Source organism: Enterococcus sp. DIV1411a (assembly GCF_050531945.1).
In the GTDB taxonomy this organism is placed as follows: Bacteria; Bacillota; Bacilli; order Lactobacillales; family Enterococcaceae; genus Enterococcus_B; species Enterococcus_B faecium.
Genome location: NZ_CP172892.1, coordinates 252,215 through 270,533, shown reverse-complemented (window position 1 = coordinate 270,533; position 18,319 = coordinate 252,215). Strand labels below are relative to the sequence as shown.

The 18,319-nt window shown below is 34.6% G+C and carries 13 protein-coding genes and 1 pseudogene; 3 read left to right on the top strand and 11 right to left on the bottom strand.

Translation table 11 applies throughout. The annotated features are described in order from the left end of the window. Window positions 1–39: 39 nt before the first annotated feature. Window positions 40–1,219, top strand: a pseudogene (locus IGJ87_RS01325) (IS256-like element ISEfm2 family transposase). Between the two features lie 24 nt (window positions 1,220–1,243). Here the strand turns inward: IGJ87_RS01325 and IGJ87_RS01320 are convergent. Next, window positions 1,244–1,513, bottom strand: a complete 270-nt coding sequence (locus tag IGJ87_RS01320) for a PD-(D/E)XK nuclease family protein (RefSeq protein ID WP_430609686.1) — start codon at window positions 1,511–1,513, stop codon at window positions 1,244–1,246. A 574-nt stretch (window positions 1,514–2,087) separates the two neighbouring features. On the opposite strand from IGJ87_RS01320, the gene IGJ87_RS01315 reads away from it, so the two are divergent. After that, complete coding sequence (locus IGJ87_RS01315) at window positions 2,088–3,407, top strand: IS1380-like element IS1678 family transposase (protein ID WP_430609684.1); 1,320 nt, start codon at window positions 2,088–2,090, stop codon at window positions 3,405–3,407. A gap of 356 nt (window positions 3,408–3,763) precedes the next feature. Then, window positions 3,764–5,137 carry a CfrBI family restriction endonuclease gene (locus tag IGJ87_RS01310; protein ID WP_113848325.1) on the top strand — a complete coding sequence of 458 codons (1,374 nt, stop codon included), beginning with the start codon at window positions 3,764–3,766 and terminating at the stop codon, window positions 5,135–5,137. A gap of 1,073 nt (window positions 5,138–6,210) precedes the next feature. Here the strand turns inward: IGJ87_RS01310 and IGJ87_RS01305 are convergent. From IGJ87_RS01305 to IGJ87_RS01260, 10 genes are all read right to left on the bottom strand, one after another. Beyond that, window positions 6,211–7,371, bottom strand: coding sequence for a DNA-methyltransferase (locus tag IGJ87_RS01305; RefSeq protein WP_016853133.1), 1,161 nt, complete (start codon window positions 7,369–7,371; stop codon window positions 6,211–6,213). A gap of 159 nt (window positions 7,372–7,530) precedes the next feature. Further along, window positions 7,531–9,168, bottom strand: coding sequence for a recombinase family protein (locus tag IGJ87_RS01300; protein WP_430609681.1), 1,638 nt, complete (start codon window positions 9,166–9,168; stop codon window positions 7,531–7,533). A gap of 3 nt (window positions 9,169–9,171) precedes the next feature. Further along, window positions 9,172–10,545 carry a recombinase family protein gene (locus IGJ87_RS01295; protein WP_002337042.1) on the bottom strand — a complete coding sequence of 458 codons (1,374 nt, stop codon included), beginning with the start codon at window positions 10,543–10,545 and terminating at the stop codon, window positions 9,172–9,174. A gap of 15 nt (window positions 10,546–10,560) precedes the next feature. Beyond that, entirely contained in the window at window positions 10,561–10,800 is a 240-nt protein-coding gene (locus tag IGJ87_RS01290; RefSeq protein ID WP_002334290.1) for a hypothetical protein, read from the bottom strand. A 182-nt stretch (window positions 10,801–10,982) separates the two neighbouring features. After that, window positions 10,983–13,658: a DUF927 domain-containing protein gene (locus IGJ87_RS01285; protein ID WP_073981278.1), complete on the bottom strand. Its 2,676-nt coding sequence runs from the start codon at window positions 13,656–13,658 to the stop codon at window positions 10,983–10,985. Between the two features lie 292 nt (window positions 13,659–13,950). Next, window positions 13,951–15,123 carry an IS256-like element IS1542 family transposase gene (locus tag IGJ87_RS01280; protein ID WP_002323245.1) on the bottom strand — a complete coding sequence of 391 codons (1,173 nt, stop codon included), beginning with the start codon at window positions 15,121–15,123 and terminating at the stop codon, window positions 13,951–13,953. Between the two features lie 76 nt (window positions 15,124–15,199). Then, complete coding sequence (locus tag IGJ87_RS01275) at window positions 15,200–16,096, bottom strand: hypothetical protein (protein WP_430609678.1); 897 nt, start codon at window positions 16,094–16,096, stop codon at window positions 15,200–15,202. Between the two features lie 520 nt (window positions 16,097–16,616). Beyond that, the gene (locus IGJ87_RS01270; RefSeq protein WP_073981277.1) at window positions 16,617–17,615 is read right to left on the bottom strand and encodes a DUF4767 domain-containing protein; all 999 of its coding nucleotides are present in this window, start codon (window positions 17,613–17,615) and stop codon (window positions 16,617–16,619) included. Between the two features lie 74 nt (window positions 17,616–17,689). After that, window positions 17,690–17,986 (bottom strand): hypothetical protein, encoded by a 297-nt coding sequence (locus tag IGJ87_RS01265; protein ID WP_002326408.1) that lies wholly within the window; start codon window positions 17,984–17,986, stop codon window positions 17,690–17,692. After that, window positions 17,979–18,272, bottom strand: a complete 294-nt coding sequence (locus IGJ87_RS01260; protein ID WP_002326407.1) for a Mor transcription activator family protein — start codon at window positions 18,270–18,272, stop codon at window positions 17,979–17,981. Before IGJ87_RS01260 ends, IGJ87_RS01265 begins: the two co-directional genes overlap by 8 nt. Window positions 18,273–18,319: the final 47 nt, after the last annotated feature.

Here is an 18,319-nt window from a genome sequence, read left to right as displayed (position 1 = left end):
GAGTTACCACAACACATTCACAGAAAAGAGGACTTCCATATGAACGATTTTACTACAGAAATTCTAAAGACTCTAGCGAACAAAGGCGATTTGAATGAATTATTCCGTGTCCATTTGGAAAAAGCTGTCAATACGCTTCTCAAAACGGAGTTAACGGCTTTCCTCGATTACGAAAAGTACGATCGCATTGGTTTTAACACGGGTAATTCTCGTAACGGCTCCTATGACCGTACGGTCAAGACCGAGTACGGGGAACTTCATCTCCAGATTCCGCGCGACCGCAACGGGCGAGTTCAAGCAACAGACTGTTCCTGCTTATAGACGGACGAATGATACCTTAGAGGAGACCGTCATTCACCTCTTCCGAAAAGGCATTACCATGTCGGAAATCGCAGACTTGATTGAGAAAATGTATGGGCATCACTACACGCCCCAAACCATGTCCAACATGACTAAAGTGCTGACTGAAGAAGTAAATGCATTTAAAGTTAGAACTCTAAATGATAAGTATGTCGCTATTTTCATGGATGCTACTTATATTCCTTTAAAACGGCAAACCGTCTCCAAAGAAGCAATCTATATTGCCATTGGTATACGAGAAGACGGCACTAAAGAAGTACTAAGTTATGCGATTGCTCCGACTGAATCGACCTACGTTTGGAATGAGTTGTTACAGGACATTTACTCCAGAGGGGTTCATGATGTCTTACTGTTTATTACCGATGGCTTAAAAGGCATGAAAGATACGATTCACCAGATTTATCCTAAAGCTAAATACCAACATTGCTGTGTTCACGTTTCCCGTAATATTGCTCATAAAGTACGTGTCAAAGATCGAAAAGAAATCTGTGATGATTTTAAGGCTGTTTATCAAGCTAGCTCAAAGGAAGAGGCAAATACCTTTTTAGGGAGTATGATTGAGAAGTGGCAGAAAACTTATCCTAAAGTGACGCAGTCACTGATAAAAAATCAAGATTTATTGACTTTTTATGAGTTTCCGCCTGGTATCCGCCGAAGCATTTACTCAACTAATTTAATCGAATCTTTCAATAAACAAATCAAGAAATACAGCCGCAGAAAAGAGCAGTTTCAAAATGAAGAATCACTAGAGCGTTTCCTAGTATCCATCTTTGATACATACAATCAAAAATTCTTAAATAGAAGCCATAAAGGCTTCCAACAAGTGACGGATACATTAGCTTCAATGTTTACTGAGTAACCCATTATTTTGCAGAAGGACGAGTTATTTACACAAAATTATTGACGCTCCCGCTTTGGTATCATCATTAGAATCTATATACCTTTTCAAAAACATTTTAAAAAACTCATCAGATAAATTGTGGGTTTCATTTGGAGCAAACAAAAAAGCTAAAAAATTACTATGTCTTATTTCATTTTTAGATAGCTTAAGTATCTGAAATATATTTGTTTTCCCAGTCCATTTAGATAGTTTTTCTTCAATATCATCCATATCCTCCAATAGATTTTTTAAACACTTTTTTTCATCTATCATGTTTTTTCTCCTTGCCATTATTCTAACTAAAATTTTACGTATTTGTTTCTATGTCTACATTATCTTTTTAACAGTATCTATTTTTCTTTTGCAACTTACTTGGCTACCAAAGCAAATAAAAAAGTTATTTATAAATTTCTCCCTACCACTACCTATTGCTATTATTTAAAATAGGGATAATTTTTTCTCTTAAAAAATATCATCACTTATGATACGGAGCTGGGTATCATGAGTGAATGATATTAAAACACTTCTAACATGTTAAATTTCCCAAAAAATTTCTATACTGTAGCATATTCTAGATAATCCAAATATTTTATTCAATATTTGGATACTTTTTCGTAAAGACTATTGGTTTTCTACCATGTTGAATACTATATTCTGACACCTTTTCATCATATTTAATATTATTTCTAATTCCTGAATAATTCATACTTTTAATTAAAACCATGTGAAACTGCCTCACGGCAGCTTACAATTACTTTTTCATCTTCACCCGTTAAGTGATGAAAAAAGAACCCCTTTCTGCTATGGTTAAAGTGACTAAACCAACCAAAAGAAAGGAGTTCTTTTCATGACTAGCTTACACAAAAACCAAGTAAAATTCAATTCAAATATCACTATTTCTCATACAGGTGGTCAATTATCGAGTGATTCGGGTCTCGTCCTAGTGAAAGAGCTGATGAACATCTTTGGTTTTTCTGAACTGGCTAAGCAACACATTCACATTGAAGACGAACGAGCGTATTTTACTCATGACAACTTATCCATACTTGAGCAGTTCATTATGCAATTAATTGCTGGTTACTCAGCTGATTCTGCAGCTAATCTCCTGAGACAAGATCCTGTGTTTAAAGCTGTTTTAGATAGGAAAGAACTCGCTTCTCAATCTTCACTTTCCCGATTTTTAGGTCGACTATCTGAGGAGAATATCCATGAACTTCAAGCTTTGAACCAAGAACTTATCGATAAAGCACGCCTCATCCGTAATGATACGGAATTAATCATTGATTTAGATTCGACCCATTCAGATACATTTGGTCACCAAGAACAAACGAATTATAATACACACTACCAAACCTATGGTTACCATCCATTGGTAGCTTTTGACGGATTGACTGGTGACTTCTTAAAAGCTGAACTACGTTCAGGAAATCAATATACATCAAAAGGCGTAAAGGAGTTTCTCACACCTTTATTAGAGCACTATAATCACTCTCTACCAAACACTGACATCTTGGTTCGTGGAGACAGCGGGTTCGCTACACCTGGTGTGTATGATTCGTGTGAATCAAAAAAGAGTCATTATGTTATTCGACTGAAGAATAATCGTAGACTAGGTCAAATAGCTGAGAAATCAGTACTTTATGGCGATAATCAAAAGTGGGAAGAACGAGAAGTTCAGTACTTCTCGACCACTTATCAAGCACAATCCTGGTCACAAAGTCGTCGCGTGTGTATACGCTCAACACGTGAAGCGGGCGAACTACTCTTTCGACATGAATTTATCGTGACGAATCTATCAGAAAATGTTTCTCCTGATACCATCTTTTCTATCTATGCCAAACGTGGCACAATGGAGAACTTCATTAAAGAAGCGAAAGCTGGCTTTTACTTTGACAAAACAGACAGTCCTCGCTTTTTGGAGAATCATGTCCGAATGATGCTCAGCTTGATAGCTTACAACTTAGTCAACTTCTTAAGAACGATTGGCTTTGAAGAAGTCCAAAAGGGAATGACCATTCATTCTATTCGATTGAAGTTTCTGAAAGTTGCTGGGAAATTAGTCCAAACGGGTAGACGAGTCTATCTCAAATTATCTAGTTATCATGTGTATCAGAATGAATTCTACAGGGTCTTTGCTCGCCTGAGGCGAGCCAGTCAATGGATCTAATCCAACAATCTAACGATTTTTTTACTGGGAAGTTATCCAGGGAGAAGTATGCTCAAAATGCCTTACACCCAAAATTTATTCCTCAATATTTTTGAACAGTGAATGTTTGAAGTAACTTTTTAGTCAAAATCAGTTGATAGGGATATTAGTGATACATATTTCAATAAAATGTGCCAAAGAATTAAAGCTATGAATTATTCAGGCTAATTGATTAAAAATATAGACTTTTGCAATAATATAGCTATTGGAATTTTTTTGATAGTTATCTACTTCACTAACTCTATAATCTACAATTGTAATAGCACAAAAATGAGTTATACTTATATTTAAATAAGTTATTTTTAGGAGGAATGGACTTGAAATATTCTGAAGAAGAAACTCAGTTAATTGTACAACTGAACATGGATAGTATTTTATCAGAAGAAAAAAATTTGAATCATGTTTTTACTAGTAGCCTTACCGAAAGAAAATTAAAAAATTTTTTGTCAGCAACATCTTATAAAGGTAAAGAATATATAGAGGAGATAGTAGAACAATTCATTCTAGAATTCAATACTACTAAAAAAGAGCTTTATGACGATAAACAATTTTTAATGTTTAAGAAATATAATTCTCATTTTAGAATAGTAAACAATTACAAAAATGAAGCTACTAAAGTAATTAAAGGCGGTGCCAAAACCTTACTTTCTCAATTAGGTGATCAGAGTATTGATAACATCGTCATTAGCGTTTTACAAGGTGGGAATGTACGCGATGTAACTGAATTGATCACACGAACTAAATTACTTTTATCAAATGCAGCTCTTCTAGATTTATTACTCTCTTTAAACAATGAATCAGATATTAATATAAAAGAATTCTTTGAATACTTAAAAAAAAATATTCAACTATCTGCTGATAACTCTGAAAATATGCTCTTGACTCTTTGGACATTAGGATTAACAAAAAAATCTTTAGATAACATTGTCCGAGGACGCGCCAATTTGGAGGAATATATAAATAACTTAAATAGAACTCTCGATGAAGCTGTTAGTAACATTGAAGATTTATTTGGTAATATCTCTGGAGAAATAAATTTAAATGGAAAAATAATAGAAGTAAATTGGGATTTTATTTCGTTATTATTTACCGCAATTGGAGCTCAAACACTTACTATTAGGGGTTCAGATAAATCTACTAATGGAAAATTTTTCGAACGACTTATACTTGGCAGCTCTTTATCAATGATGGGATTTCAATATATGGAAGAAATGCCAGAAGATGTCAGTCCTTCAGACAAGTTATTTATTCTTTCATCTACTGAATCTAATGAGAGAGAAACCGATGCTACTGTTATTTACAACAATAAAGCTATCAGTATTGATATTGGATTTATTGGTGGCGGAAATCCTGAAATATCTGCCGATAAGGTTACTAGATTCAGATCTGACAAAATAATAGGAAAAATAGACCATCAAATGGTTCCTTTAATTATTGTAGATACTATCAATAACAAAACTGTAATTAAGTCAATCGCCTCATCTTTAGGTGGGACAGCTATAGAAATGCGCGACAAATATTGGATAAGGAATATGGCTAAATTCATTAGCGATTACTTTGATATTAACTGTTATTTTGAGGAATTAGAAGATTTGGAAACACTTCATTCAGAAATTTCAGTTAAGTTAAAAGAATTAGATTTACAAATGTTTACTAGTATTAATATAGAAAGAGACGAGGATGTGATGTAAATCACTAATAGAAAATAAAAGAATTATGGCTAGTCGCCTATATTTCAACTTGTTTAACCCAGATAAAACTAAACAAAATGCATACTTATTATACTCACTTTAGGTCTCTCAACTTCATTTTCTCCAAAAGAAAAATATGTAGATCTCTTCATCAATGAATTAGTCAAAACTCTTCAAGTCAACAAACTATACCTATTCAGTCGTCCAAGAGAATATGATTTAGGGGCTATGATGAAGTTGTTTTTTTGTCTACGCGAGAGAAACGTTTGCCAGTCGTAAAATCGAACGCTTGGCTGAAAAAATCTCTACGCGCGTTGGCTCATGCAAGAAATATTGCTGTCCTACCGGACAATTGCCCATTTCTGTGTATCAAATGATGTGCAAGAATTGACAAACAAAGGCTTAGACGCTCTAACTGCCTACCTTCGTGAACGAAATCTGATTAATGATAAGCTGTTTATCGATAGAACGAAAATCTTGACTGATGCAAACAAATACAGTTTTGTTTGGAAGCAAAATACCATTTGTTTTGATCAAATGAACGGGAGAAAATCGTTCTGTTGATATCAGAACTCAAAGAAGCTTATGATATGAAGCATATTCCTGAAGAAACCACTGTTACCTTTGACTTGGTAGATAAACTGCTTACACGTATGTAATTACGTTTAGAGGATTTAGAAAAGGGAGTTAAATCAACGAAAAATATTTTGCCCCCCTGCAAAACAACAATATCTAATCTTGGAAATACCATAAAATAAAACAAAAAGAACTACTTTTATCTTCAGAAACCGGAAAAATCTATGCATGAAGAAGGACCAATGTAGAAACAATCTTCAGATGTATGAAGGTTTGTTTGGTTTTCACTCCATACACCGTCAGAGGCTTGGCTAAAGTCAGAAAGCAGGCCGGTATCCTAATTACATCAATCAATATGATGAAACTAAAAAAATAACCTCACAGTTAGACAGATAAAAAGAAGTCCTCGAAAAACTACAAATTTTTCCGAGAACTTCTTTTTTATGATTGAGACAAAACAAATTAACTCATGTCACAGCCCATCACTTTTCCTTAACCTAGCAGTCTTTATCTATAATTTCAATATCCTTCTCAAGTATAGAAAATTCTTTATTAAAATCTGATAAAGAAGATTCAAAATAATCCTTATCTAACTCAATTGAAACGAATCTTCTATCTAAACTCAATGCTGCTTTTCCGGTTGTTCCTAATCCGCCAAATGGATCTAAAATAACATCGTTTTTGAAAGAGTAATATTTTATTACTCTTTCTGCCAATTCTCTAGGAAATATTGCTCGATGCCTTTTATCTCTAGCTGGACTAATATACCAAACATTAGTTTTTTCATAATCATCCTTCACTTTAGAATCTTCTACTATATCTTTATTAGGGTGATTTCGAATAAACCAGTCAATTAATTTATCACTTTTCTTTCTGTAAACTAAAACATATTCAGTTACAGGAACTGGCTTATACTGCATCGGATTCCGATCAGCCGCAAACCTTCTACCTCTACCACTTGCCCATCCAGCACCTTCAGGTTTTTGCCAGATTATATCATCAATAAACTCATAACCTTCTTCTATAAAAATTTGATGTATGTCAAAAGGTACAGCAATTCTCTTAGAAGACTGACTTCTGTTTGCTCTAGGTATCAGCACTGGGGAAATATTCATAACGAAAAATTTTCCATCTACTAATACTCTCTTAGTTTTTTTTATTATACTCCGTATAAGTGTTAGATATTCTTCATAGTTTTTATACTCACTATATTCAACTCTAGCATTATAATATGGAGGTGAAGTAAAAACTAGATCAACTGATTCTTTAGGTAAATCATCAAGTACGATTTCTGAGTCACCATGTATTAACATGTTAGGCAGCTCAGAAATTATATACTCTGATTTCTTTTTTCGTGCTTCTTTTTTAGGTTTATTTTTTTCTCTATCTATTTCTTCAATTCTAGAAACCAACAATTCCATAGTTGTCGATTTTTTTATAACGATTTTCCCAGTGAAAGCATCAATAATATAGTTTCCAATAGCTTGTTCTTTATAGATTACAGGCACCCTCCATACATCGTATCGGTCATCAATTTCTGGTAATCCAAAATCTACTTCAATATCTGTATCACTAAAATGTTCAAGTAATATTTTTTTTGCCTGTTTAGTATTTAAAACAATATAATTCCTTTGTTCGCTTATGAGCTTTTTATCCATTTATACTATTATCCTTCCTAAATATATGACTATGTCATTATACTATAAAAATGACTTTTTATAAATTGATGTTATGCAGGTCCCTAACGACTCCTCTAACGATTTCAAATCGCTAGAGAAGCGTTAGCGCCCCTCTAACGTTGTTTGATATAACCTAGACTAGATCGTTAACGTAAAGGGTGTCTTTAACACAAAAATAGCCGTATCCTTTGTTTTGGATACGGCTATTTGATATTGCTCATTCAATTGTTGTACCACGGCAGGCGTGAATTTCATTGTAATCTCCAATATCTCCTTATAGTTAGGATCAAAGGTTATTTTCTCAATAAAGGTACGATACAAGGCTTTGACTTGCTTCTTCTCACTCTGGGCAAGAAAACGATCCAAACTAGTCAATATCCGTTGGACATCTTTGACTTGAATCGGCTCTCCTTGTTGTTGAAAGATCCCTAAGATTTCATTTTCTCGAATGTGCAACTGTCGTCGTTTTTCAGTCAATTCGTCTAAGCGGTCTTTTAACATCGGAAACAATTCAGGACTATCTTCCAAAGCAGCTTCCCATTTTTCAATTTTAGTCTTCAATTCTTCCTTTCGTTCCAGTAACACCACGAGTTCTTGTTCCAATGGTTGGATTTGTCGCACTATTTCTTCATTTAACGCTGCCACCAATCGGGGAAGAACTTCTGGTAGCTGAACGATCTCCTTTAATCGGTCGGCGACAAATGTTTCCGCTTGTTCGGCACGAATCGAATTGGCATGACACACACTTGCTCCTTTATTCCGAAAGACTGAACAAGAATAATACCGAATTCGTTTCTTTGTGCCATCCTTTAGAGTATTTGTGACATTACTCGCTGCCATCGGTGCCCCACATTCTGGACAACGTAACAAGCCTGTCAATACATTTTCACCTGTATGGTTCCATTTGGGCTGTTTGCTTTCTAAAACAAGGCGTTCTTGCACTTTTTGATAATCTTCTTCCGAAATAATCGGTTCATGGGTACCTTTCACTAAAATCGGTTTTGGGTTCTTGCCCTTTCGTCGTTTGGTTTCCCAATTGATATAGCGTGCATATTCTAAATACCCTGCATAAATTTTATTGCGTAAGATATCTTTGACTGCCGTGGTAGAAAAAGCATTCTTTTTGACTGTTTGATATCCTTGACGATTCAAAAAATTGGCAATCGCTCGATACCCTGCTCCACCTAAATATTTTGCATAGATTAGACGAACAATTTTCGCCTCTTCTGGTTCAATGACCAATTGTTTTTGACCATTCGCGTCAATACCACTGACATAGCCTAAACGTCGTCCTCCTGCATAACGCTTTTTATCTTTCACTAAGCTTTGCATTGACATCTGAACATTCTCCGCAATTTGGTTGCGTTCAAATTCACCGAAACTCCCAAGGAGTTGTAACATTAGTTTTCCTGTCGAAGTAGTCACGTCAAATTGTTCCGAGATCGAATGTAACCCCACATCATATCGCAACAGTTCCTCGACGGTTTGTAAGACATCTAACATATTGCGTCCGAGACGGGTCAATTTCCAAATCACTAGTAGATCAAAACGATGGTTCCGAGCATCGTTCATCATTCGTTGATAGGCGAACCGATTTTTTGTGGATTTCCCACTAATCCCTTCATCGGCATAAACTTCTACCACTTCATAGCCCATCCGTTCGGCAAACTGTCGTCCATTTTGTTCTTGTGCTTGAATACTATGTCCTTCTAAAGCTTGTTCTTGGGTACTCACCCGAATATACAATGCGACTCGTTTGGTTGGTCTCGTTTCCATAGATCATTCGTTCCCTTCTAAAATATTTTGTGTCAGTTGTCGGAAGTAAATCCCACAGACTGTTTTTTCCTTTGTTACCTCGATCCGACAAACATGGTCACATAACAATTGTCGACTAGAGAGGTCTTTTAGTTGAAGCCATTCTTTCACTTTTGCTTCACACTGTTGGAGTGAAAGAAACGAAGAAGTAGACCTCGGCTTTTGAAGAGCTTGCAGCTGTTGCTTGAGTTCTTCCAGTGAACAATTGCCCTCTTCAAATGCCTTGAGCCATTGTGCTTCTTGTTTCTTTTGTTGGATTACTTTGTGTTTTTCATCTTTTCGCTTTTCGGCTAACTGTTGCGTCAATTGGGCAATCAAAGCTTGATAGACGCCTTCGTGTTGAAAAAAAGCCTGTATCTTTTCCAATACTTCTGACTCAACCCTTTCTGCCCGAAGAAAGATTCCTTGGCAGCTTCGGTCGGTACAATGATAATAATGAAGCGTCTTCGTCTTCTTTGTATTCCATTGATACTTCGAACTCAGATGACGACCACAGAAGGGACACCGAATTTTTTGACGTAATAAGTACGGATACGTATCTTTTTTAGCTGTACACCTTGATTGGCGAATCTCTTGGGCTTGGAAAAAGATTGTTTTCGAGAGAATCGGTTCAAAGGTTCCTAGATACTTCCCCAAAGATCCTCCTTTGATTTCGCCATAGTACAATGGATTTTTTAGGATACTATAAATATGATAGGGCTGAAAAGGACGTTCACGGAAGAAGAACTTTTGTTGCGTCAATCGTTGACAAAGCTTTTTGTAGCCATATTTTTTAGTCAAATAAAGTTGAAAGATATGGCGGACAACTTTTGCTTCGTGTGCTTCTTGTTGGATTTTCCCATTCACTAAACGATACCCATATGGAACCGCAGAAGACAAATATTGCCGTTGTTGCTTTTTATAGGCAAGTCCGGCACGAACATTCTCAATAATGACGTTTCGTTGTTGTTCTGCAAAAGTGAACAATAATTGCACAAATAGTTTATTCGTTGAAGTGTGCGAGAAAGAAGCAGGAAGAGGTTCAGAAATCGAACAAACTTGAACTTGATGTTGTTGGCACAACTCAATAAATTCTAAGGCTATTTTGGCTTGACGTGCCAATCGATCATAACGCCAGACATAGATCACCCCCTCTTCTTCTGACGCACAAACCCAAGCTCTAAGCTGTCGAAAAGCTGGACGATCCGCTTTTCCCCCTGATTCTCCTTTGTCTGAAAATCGTTGGGGAATTTGTTCATATTTCTCTAAAACATACTCTTTCACTGCATCATATTGAGCGTCATTACTAATTTTCGCTTCTTCATAAACAGACGTTCGATCATAACAAGCCACACGCATGCTTGATTCCCCTCTCTATGAATGAACTAAATACCATTTTTTCACGACTCTTCTATTGAACGAACGTTGCACAAAGTGATTTTCTAAATATCCTTCGTTCTTCAACGCTTGAAGAGTACCTCCAATAGATCCAGCAGATACCCCTCTTATTTCGAAAGCCAAGTAAATTGGTTGTGTAAAAAAGGCTTGATTTGAAAAATGTTCTTGAATATACAGAAGAACCTCTGCTTTTAGTGTCATTTTATTTTTAGTCATTAGAATTTTCCTTTCTTTCATGTTTGATTGAATGAAGTAAATGAAGCATAGATCAAGCTTCATTTACTTCCGTTTGGGGTTTGCTCGCTATCATACAGATAAGTAATCAGTTGTTTTGCTAAATCAATAAGAAATATTTCCATAACATGGTGCCTCACTTTCATACTTTGGTTTATTCTAAATTACAATCGAAAATACGATTTGAGTGAAGAAGGTAATAGAATCTCGTATGTTGGAAGAACTTGACGATTCATGTGAATACGTTTCGTTCTTCTCCCTTTTTCTGCACACATATTACCCGAATCAAGCAATTGTCTAAAAAGATAGGTTAGATCCTTTACTTGAAATTCTCGCCTTAACAAGTCCTCAAACGGGATAGGAAAAATATTTACCTTAATATCCCCATTTTTTTGAATTGATACTTTTCCCCAAATCGTACTGGGCGTATGTTTGTTGTCACTGTTTGTTAAAAATTTATGGCTATTCATCACCAACAATGTTTTCACTCGGTCAAATACCGTTTGCTCACTTCCTAAACTAGTATCTACAATTAACTGTTCGTACGAATTAATAAGCACCGTCTGTATATGCTCTAATCGTAAAGGATAGCCCAGTATATCTTGAATTAAGAGAGCTCCACTATAAATCAAAGCTAGATTATTACCAATGCGTTGCTTCAAAGAATGTTCAGGTAAAACAGCCCATAGTTTTTTTTGAGCTTCGACAAAAGTTGCTTCAATTTTTGTAATCCCTTGTTCAAAGAGTTTCAAAAGAAATAACTTTATACCCCAACCAAAAGTATTGGAAGAAAGACTTTTAACTTTCTCTGCGTGATTCGCATCCTTTGTAAACTTGATATCAGAAAATTCGATATATCGAACTTTCAAACCAGTTAATTTCTCATTGAAATAATTTTCCAAACGCTCTTCAGAAGAGGTAAGGGTCAAAACAGAAAAAGTCTCTTGTGGCATAAGCTGACAATTAGAATCTAATCTTAGCCTTTCTTCTCCTGAAGCTAATTGATAGATCAACGAGCTAAAGTTATTTTGAGTTGCTGCTCCTAACTCATCTAGTATTAGTGGAACACCTCCCTGATTGTTTGATGCTAGCTTTATAATGGCTTTATTGGTAGCATTCATATTTCTAAGAACCGTAGTTGGATTTCCAAATAAAGAGGCAATAAAGTGTAACGTAGTGGTTTTACCCGTTGTGCTCTTGCCCTGTAGGTTAATTAGTAAACTCAAAAAAGTATTAGCCTTCGTAACGTTTAAATAGCCTAACACAATAGAAGCAATACCAATCGACCAAGCAAGTTCTAAGTTCGTTCCTAAAACATACTTATGAACCAATGCGTCAAATTCCGCTTCTGTACCATTAGTTGTTAATTGGTAGCATGAATTTTTAGTTAATACAGAAGGAATTTCACGTCCAAAAGAATCTTGTAACTGAAAAATCATTGCTTTATTTTCTTTTTTCCAGCCAAGAGATTCATGTTCAAAAAAGATTGGAGCATTCTCCCGTTGAATCTGTAAAAAGTCAACGACTTCAGCTTCTCTTCTAGCTTTAATGATTAAGCCATGTTTTGCTAATTGTTTAAAATTATTAGTTTGTAAACATCCACCTTCTATTTCTATTTCATCCCAACAATGATCGACATAATAGGCAAGAACAAGTGTAATGACTTTTTGTTCGATATTTTTGCGTATTTGCTTAATAAACATCGGACAAGCAACTTTTTCTTTTTGACCTTCTTTCACCAAAAATACTCCTTCTTGATTCAGTTTAAACTGGTCAAAATAATATTCTTGATTGGATTCTAATGATTCTACAGAAGGATTTACAGGTTTTGGCAACGGATATTTTTTTACAAAGTCTTGAATATCTTTATTTTTATCCGAAGCATGCAGACAATGAAATCGAATCTTATTATCAGCCGTAACAGACAAACAAGAACCATTAGAATTATTCGTGTGTTTTCTTAATGGACATTCGTCAAATATAAGTAAGGTAACTCCTTTATGATCGCCCTCTTTTATGGTATAAGTTAATTCAGGATAGTGAGCTAACCATTGTTTATAGTCTGCTTGAATAAAAGGTAACACTTCTCTAAAAGATGGATGGCTTTTTACTCTAGAGGTTGACATCATGGAATTTTCTTCAACTATCTGTTCAAGAATTTTAAAACAATTACTTCTATCTATGTTATCGGGAATAGAAAGGAAACTAGATAAACGATGCGGACGCTCTTTTGTGGACTTTCCTTTGACCGCTGGTGTACCAACTAATTTGCATAATCTTGAAGGATTATAAACAGAAGTATCAATATCAACTTCATCTTCTACTCCAAATCTTCGGTGAAGTAATTGAAGAAAATTCTGAATAGTAAGAATCGTCTCGTGATTATTTGGTTGTTCATTTATGGGAAGAAAAATATGGTAGCCATTCCCACTATCAACTTTTACAAATGATTCTATTCCCTGTTCTTTCAAATAACGTTCTACTTGTTCCATAACATTTTCTGCCTTTTTCTTTTCGCTATCTGTTGCACTTCCCTCTTTCCTTTTAGGGTCAATATCAATAAATACAAACCGAATTTTTTCAATATCATTGTCTCTCACAGAATGCTTTTTTTGTGTAATCACCTCTTGTTTAATAGGATTATAAGTTATGTTTACTGTACCTTCAGACAATTTCTGTTTTTCTAAATAGTTAATAATTGCTTGAGAATCTGCAGTAGAAAAAATATGAGAAACGGTTTTCTTGTTTAATGTAGAAAAAGTTCTCAAATTAACATAAGAAATCCCCAGTGTATTTAACAGTTGTAAATGCTTCTGAATTGAAGTGTGATTCATTTTCATTAATTACCACTCACTTTCTAAAAAATTTTTATTTGTATGACTACATTACCTCCAACCTCTCATAATTTCATGATCTTCAGTTCTACAAAAATATATCCCACTCAAAATCTTGACAAAAGAAAAAAGTTGTGATTTCCAAAATCACAACTTTTTTCTTTTACGATAAATCAATCCTTATTAAATTATTTAGGAAAATATTGTTCAATTATTTCTTTATATATTTTCTCATAGTATGTTTCTGAGTCAAGTCCATAATCCTGTGTAAAATACTATACAATGTTTTACCGGTCTCTCATTGATCAAACTTAATATATTTTCTTGTAGAACTGAGCCATTCGTCATGAAGGTCCATAAGGACAGCTCCAATTAATCGATTGGCAGACGTTCGGTTGGGAAAAATCCGAATAATCTTTTCTCTTCTGCGGACTTCCTGGTTCAGTCGTTCAAGAAGGTTGGTGCTTTTTAGCCGATTATGACTATTTCCGATAACCGTGTATTGAAAGGCATCTTCGAAGCCATTATCCAATATTTCGCAGGCTTTTGTATATTTAGGCTGGTCGATATATTCACCGACTAAGGCATTCTTAGCTGTTCGAGCGAGTTCAATATCCGTAAACTTAAAGATCGCTTTTACTGCTTCTCTAAACGGTTTTGAATTCTTTTTTGGAATGGAACTGAAGATGTTTCTTAAAAAATGGACCTGGCATCTCTGCCAACTTGCGTTGGTAAATGACTTACGAATCGCAGACACTAGGCCTTTATGGGCATCAGAAATGATGAGTTCTGTCCCCTTTAGGCCGCGTTCTTTTAAGTATTCAAAGAAGATGGACCATGTGTCATCACTTTCTTCATTTTGAATCATGAAGCCAATGATTTCACGGTCGCCACCTTCTGTTATCCCGATCGCAATATGGCAGCTTTTAGAAAGCACTCGATGGTCCTCACGGACTTTTATGTAGAGAACATCAGTCATCAGATAAGGATAATTCGTACCTGAGAGTGAACGGTTCTGCCATTCGTTGACCATCGGGTCTAACTGCTCAGTCAGGCTAGAAACAAAAGATTTCGATACAGATTTTCCACATAGCTCTTCAACAATCTTTGAAACTTTACGTGTCGAAACGCCCGAAACATACATCTCAAGCATTGAAGCGAGCAGTGCCTTTTCATTTCGCTGATAACGCTCAAACACCGTCGGTGAAAATTCACCATCACGTGTTCTAGGCACTTTTAATTCGAGTGTACCCACACGAGTCGTAAAGTCTCGCTCATAATAGCCATTTCTTTGACTCTGACGACTTTCTGAACGTTCATAGTCATCGGCTTGAATATATTCTGTTCGTTGATTTTCCATCAATTGGTTGAAAACAGTGGTTAAAATATTTTTAGAAACATCATCTTTTACCGAATGTTCAATAATACTTTGAACCTCTTCGTTGTTCAGTGTAAAATGTACTTGGGTCATGTAACGTCCTCCTGGGTATGTTTTTGTGGTTAAAAACATTGTACCGTAAAAGGGCTGTTACATGGCCTTTTATCTTTTACACAATTATATGGACTTTATCTGTTTCTGTCCATCCTAATGTTCCTATAAAATCAAGTCCTCTACATTTTAAAGGTTCACTTAAACTATTAATATAGTTAATAATGTTGTCTATCCTTTTCTCTTTATCTTCACCTTCAATCTGGGGAGCATATAGTCCAATTTCCTCCCAATAATATGAATCTCTTTCAATTCCCATGATGGTAGCTTTGGCTAATTTCAAATCAAATAACGATTTTAGAATTCTTAGTGTCTCAATAAAGTCTTCTCTCTTCAACTCTTTAATCCATTGTGAATTTTCTGGATTATCTAAAATTTCAAGTTCATCTTCATTATAAGTATATTTCAAATTTGACTTGCTTAACTCATAGATAAATGAAGTTTCTTGACTCATAATTCTTTTAAGTACTTGACTATAAGTTTCGTTTGACTTTGCCCATTTCGCTAATTCTACCACTGTATTCACTAATAAATCGAAATAATGATGTTCTCGTTCAATAGTCTCAGCATTTTGAAAATGAAAATCACCTTTATAAACTCCATTCTTTTCCACTGTTTCATTAATATTTTCTAAAAACCAGAATGAGTTTGCAAATTTAGTCGTACTTTTTCGATTAACTAAGTTAATAACTCTTCCATGTAATAATAAGACAAAAATACATAAATTTTTAGCTTCCTTATTATTAGATACTAATTGATCAATCATAGGGAGCCATTTTTTGATTTTCACTAATTGATTGCTCATAAATCTTTCACTGGACTTTTGTTCAATCTTAAATTGCAAAACTTCTAACTCATAATTCCCATCTTCTGATTTATTTTTGGGAACAACTATCAAACTTTTATAAAGTTTATCCACATCAAAATTTATCTTTTTTGCATAATTTGTAGCCATTAATACATCTCCTTATTCATAATAAATTTCATATGACGCTCCTCTCAAAATTTACCGGTAGACTAGAAAAAAGAATAAAAGATACGTCAATTCACACTTTATTCTTAAAAAAAACTGGTCTCTCTACCGGTAATATCGATTGAGTCCGCCTTTATCGACTTTATCCTTTTTTTATATTAAATTTTTTCACCGGTAGACAGGGAGAGAAAGAATAAACTAAAAGCCCTTAATTCTTAATGTTTTCACCTCCTTACCGTTCCTACCGCTAAAATTTAATATAACTAAATTCTATAACATTAGAAGAAATTTTAAATACCTTTGATAAAAAATATTGATGTTTTTTCTCTCATTGTTTACAAACTAGATAGCTTATGTATTCTTATTAAAAATAATAGATATTTCGAACATCATCACTCTCATCTACTTAATTTCGCATTTTTACTTTATAAAAAAACTGATTCTAAGAAAATTAAATAATTTTTCTCAAAATCAGTTTTTCTTTGATAAATAATATTTTCAATTATTTAATCATTTGAAAATTGTTAGTCATTCCAATACGTTGAGAAATTCTTCCATCTGTATAAACACGAAATTGTTTTCCACCAGCCATGGTCGTGTTTCCATCATCATCCGTTACAATATTAATTGAATAGTAGCTTCCATTTTCATCTTGCATTAGATCTTTCATATATTCATTTGTGCTAATTAAATTAGTATTTGATACATTTTTATCAGGAGAATCATACAACCATAAAGCTTTATTATTTAGCACAGATTCTTTAGCAGCTTCCCAACTTGAAATTGCTGAGCTACTTGCAGATTGTGTAGTTGTTGCTTGTTGAGTAGATTCTTCTACTACTGGAGTTTGAGGAGTTTGTCCATTTACAATATCAATGAAACCTTGTTTTAACTGTTGGTTCTGAGTTTCATTGAAGTACATGTAGTTTTTGTCATTTCCCTGATTTTGTTGTGTTAAATAAACTTTAGGTTGTTCATTTTGGAAGCCAAAGAAATATACATGCTGCCCTAAATATTCTCCAGTTTCTACATCAGAATAAACTGCTACTAAATTGAAATCCGCATGACCAGTTCCGTCTTCTGACCATTGTACGGTAACTGGTGCTTCATTGATTGCCATTTTCCAATTTCCATCAATAACTGCACTTGGTAAAGGCGTACCATACAGACTTACATTGTTCTGAGAATTGTAGCTTTTATATTCTTGACCTAATGTCTTTCCCCATTGTGGGACAAAAGTTGCTAGTTGGGTAGATTTCTCACTATCCCACAAAGTATTTTTAACCTCTTCAGAAGAAGATTCAGTGATTGAACTTTCACTTGTACTTGCTTCCACAGATTGCTTCATTTCTGTTGTAGTTTGTTCAGTTGATTGCGTTTTACTTTTTTTAGTCGCAAATGTTGTATCAGTTTCTATAGTCGCTTTAGTCCTCGTATTCTCAGATGTACAACCAGTGAATAAAATTCCCATTCCAATTAGTAATAACAGCCATTTTTTCATTATATTTCCCCCTTTCAATTTCTCCCCCACGTACTTATTCTATCAGACAATTAATTGATCTAAATGGTAATCTTTTAATCGATTCTTTCCCAATAATGTCGATAGCCCGTATGGCAGCGGTCTCTTCCTTGAGGACTCTCAGATGGATTAAAACTAGTAGAAATTTCCCTTCCACATCCTCTACAGCGATAAGTTCTCATTATTTTTGGGCTATTAGTATTATTTTTCTTAGTTAGAGCTATGAGTCCAACTATGATTACCCCAACTGTCTTAATTACGTTTCCTTTATCTATATTCGGATGTGCAAGAATATACTTATATAACCAATATCCACCGTAAATTAAACCACCTAATACAATCAGCTTAGCCATGTACTCTTCTCCTTTCTTTTTGTTTAATTACTTCTTGAATCCATCTTGTAGAAAAACCATAAACTTCTGTCAATTGACGAATATCAACATTTTTTTCCTGTTCTATCATGTTTTCGATTCTTTTTCTTACTAACTCGCGATCGTACATTTTCATCGGAAAAGAAATCTGTTGCCCTCGAAAAGCAAGATAAAATTGATAGAGCAATTCTGAATCCAGTTCCATTTCCTCAAAAAAGTCATTCATACTTTTATAAGAGTTACTCAAACAAGTTTTATCAATCTCCATCTACACACCTCCTGTTATTTTTTACATAATGAAAATAGCATATTACT

Coding starts and splice junctions, on each gene's coding strand:
- IGJ87_RS01320 (WP_430609686.1), bottom strand. CDS start 1,513: ATGATAGATGAAAAAAAGTGTTTAAAAAATCTATTGGAGGATATGGAT.
- IGJ87_RS01315 (WP_430609684.1), top strand. CDS start 2,088: ATGACTAGCTTACACAAAAACCAAGTAAAATTCAATTCAAATATCACT.
- IGJ87_RS01305 (WP_016853133.1), bottom strand. CDS start 7,371: ATGGATAAAAAGCTCATAAGCGAACAAAGGAATTATATTGTTTTAAAT.
- IGJ87_RS01300 (WP_430609681.1), bottom strand. CDS start 9,168: ATGGAAACGAGACCAACCAAACGAGTCGCATTGTATATTCGGGTGAGT.
- IGJ87_RS01295 (WP_002337042.1), bottom strand. CDS start 10,545: ATGCGTGTGGCTTGTTATGATCGAACGTCTGTTTATGAAGAAGCGAAA.
- IGJ87_RS01290 (WP_002334290.1), bottom strand. CDS start 10,800: ATGACTAAAAATAAAATGACACTAAAAGCAGAGGTTCTTCTGTATATT.
- IGJ87_RS01285 (WP_073981278.1), bottom strand. CDS start 13,658: ATGAAAATGAATCACACTTCAATTCAGAAGCATTTACAACTGTTAAAT.
- IGJ87_RS01280 (WP_002323245.1), bottom strand. CDS start 15,123: ATGACCCAAGTACATTTTACACTGAACAACGAAGAGGTTCAAAGTATT.
- IGJ87_RS01275 (WP_430609678.1), bottom strand. CDS start 16,096: ATGGCTACAAATTATGCAAAAAAGATAAATTTTGATGTGGATAAACTT.
- IGJ87_RS01270 (WP_073981277.1), bottom strand. CDS start 17,615: ATGAAAAAATGGCTGTTATTACTAATTGGAATGGGAATTTTATTCACT.
- IGJ87_RS01265 (WP_002326408.1), bottom strand. CDS start 17,986: ATGGCTAAGCTGATTGTATTAGGTGGTTTAATTTACGGTGGATATTGG.
- IGJ87_RS01260 (WP_002326407.1), bottom strand. CDS start 18,272: ATGGAGATTGATAAAACTTGTTTGAGTAACTCTTATAAAAGTATGAAT.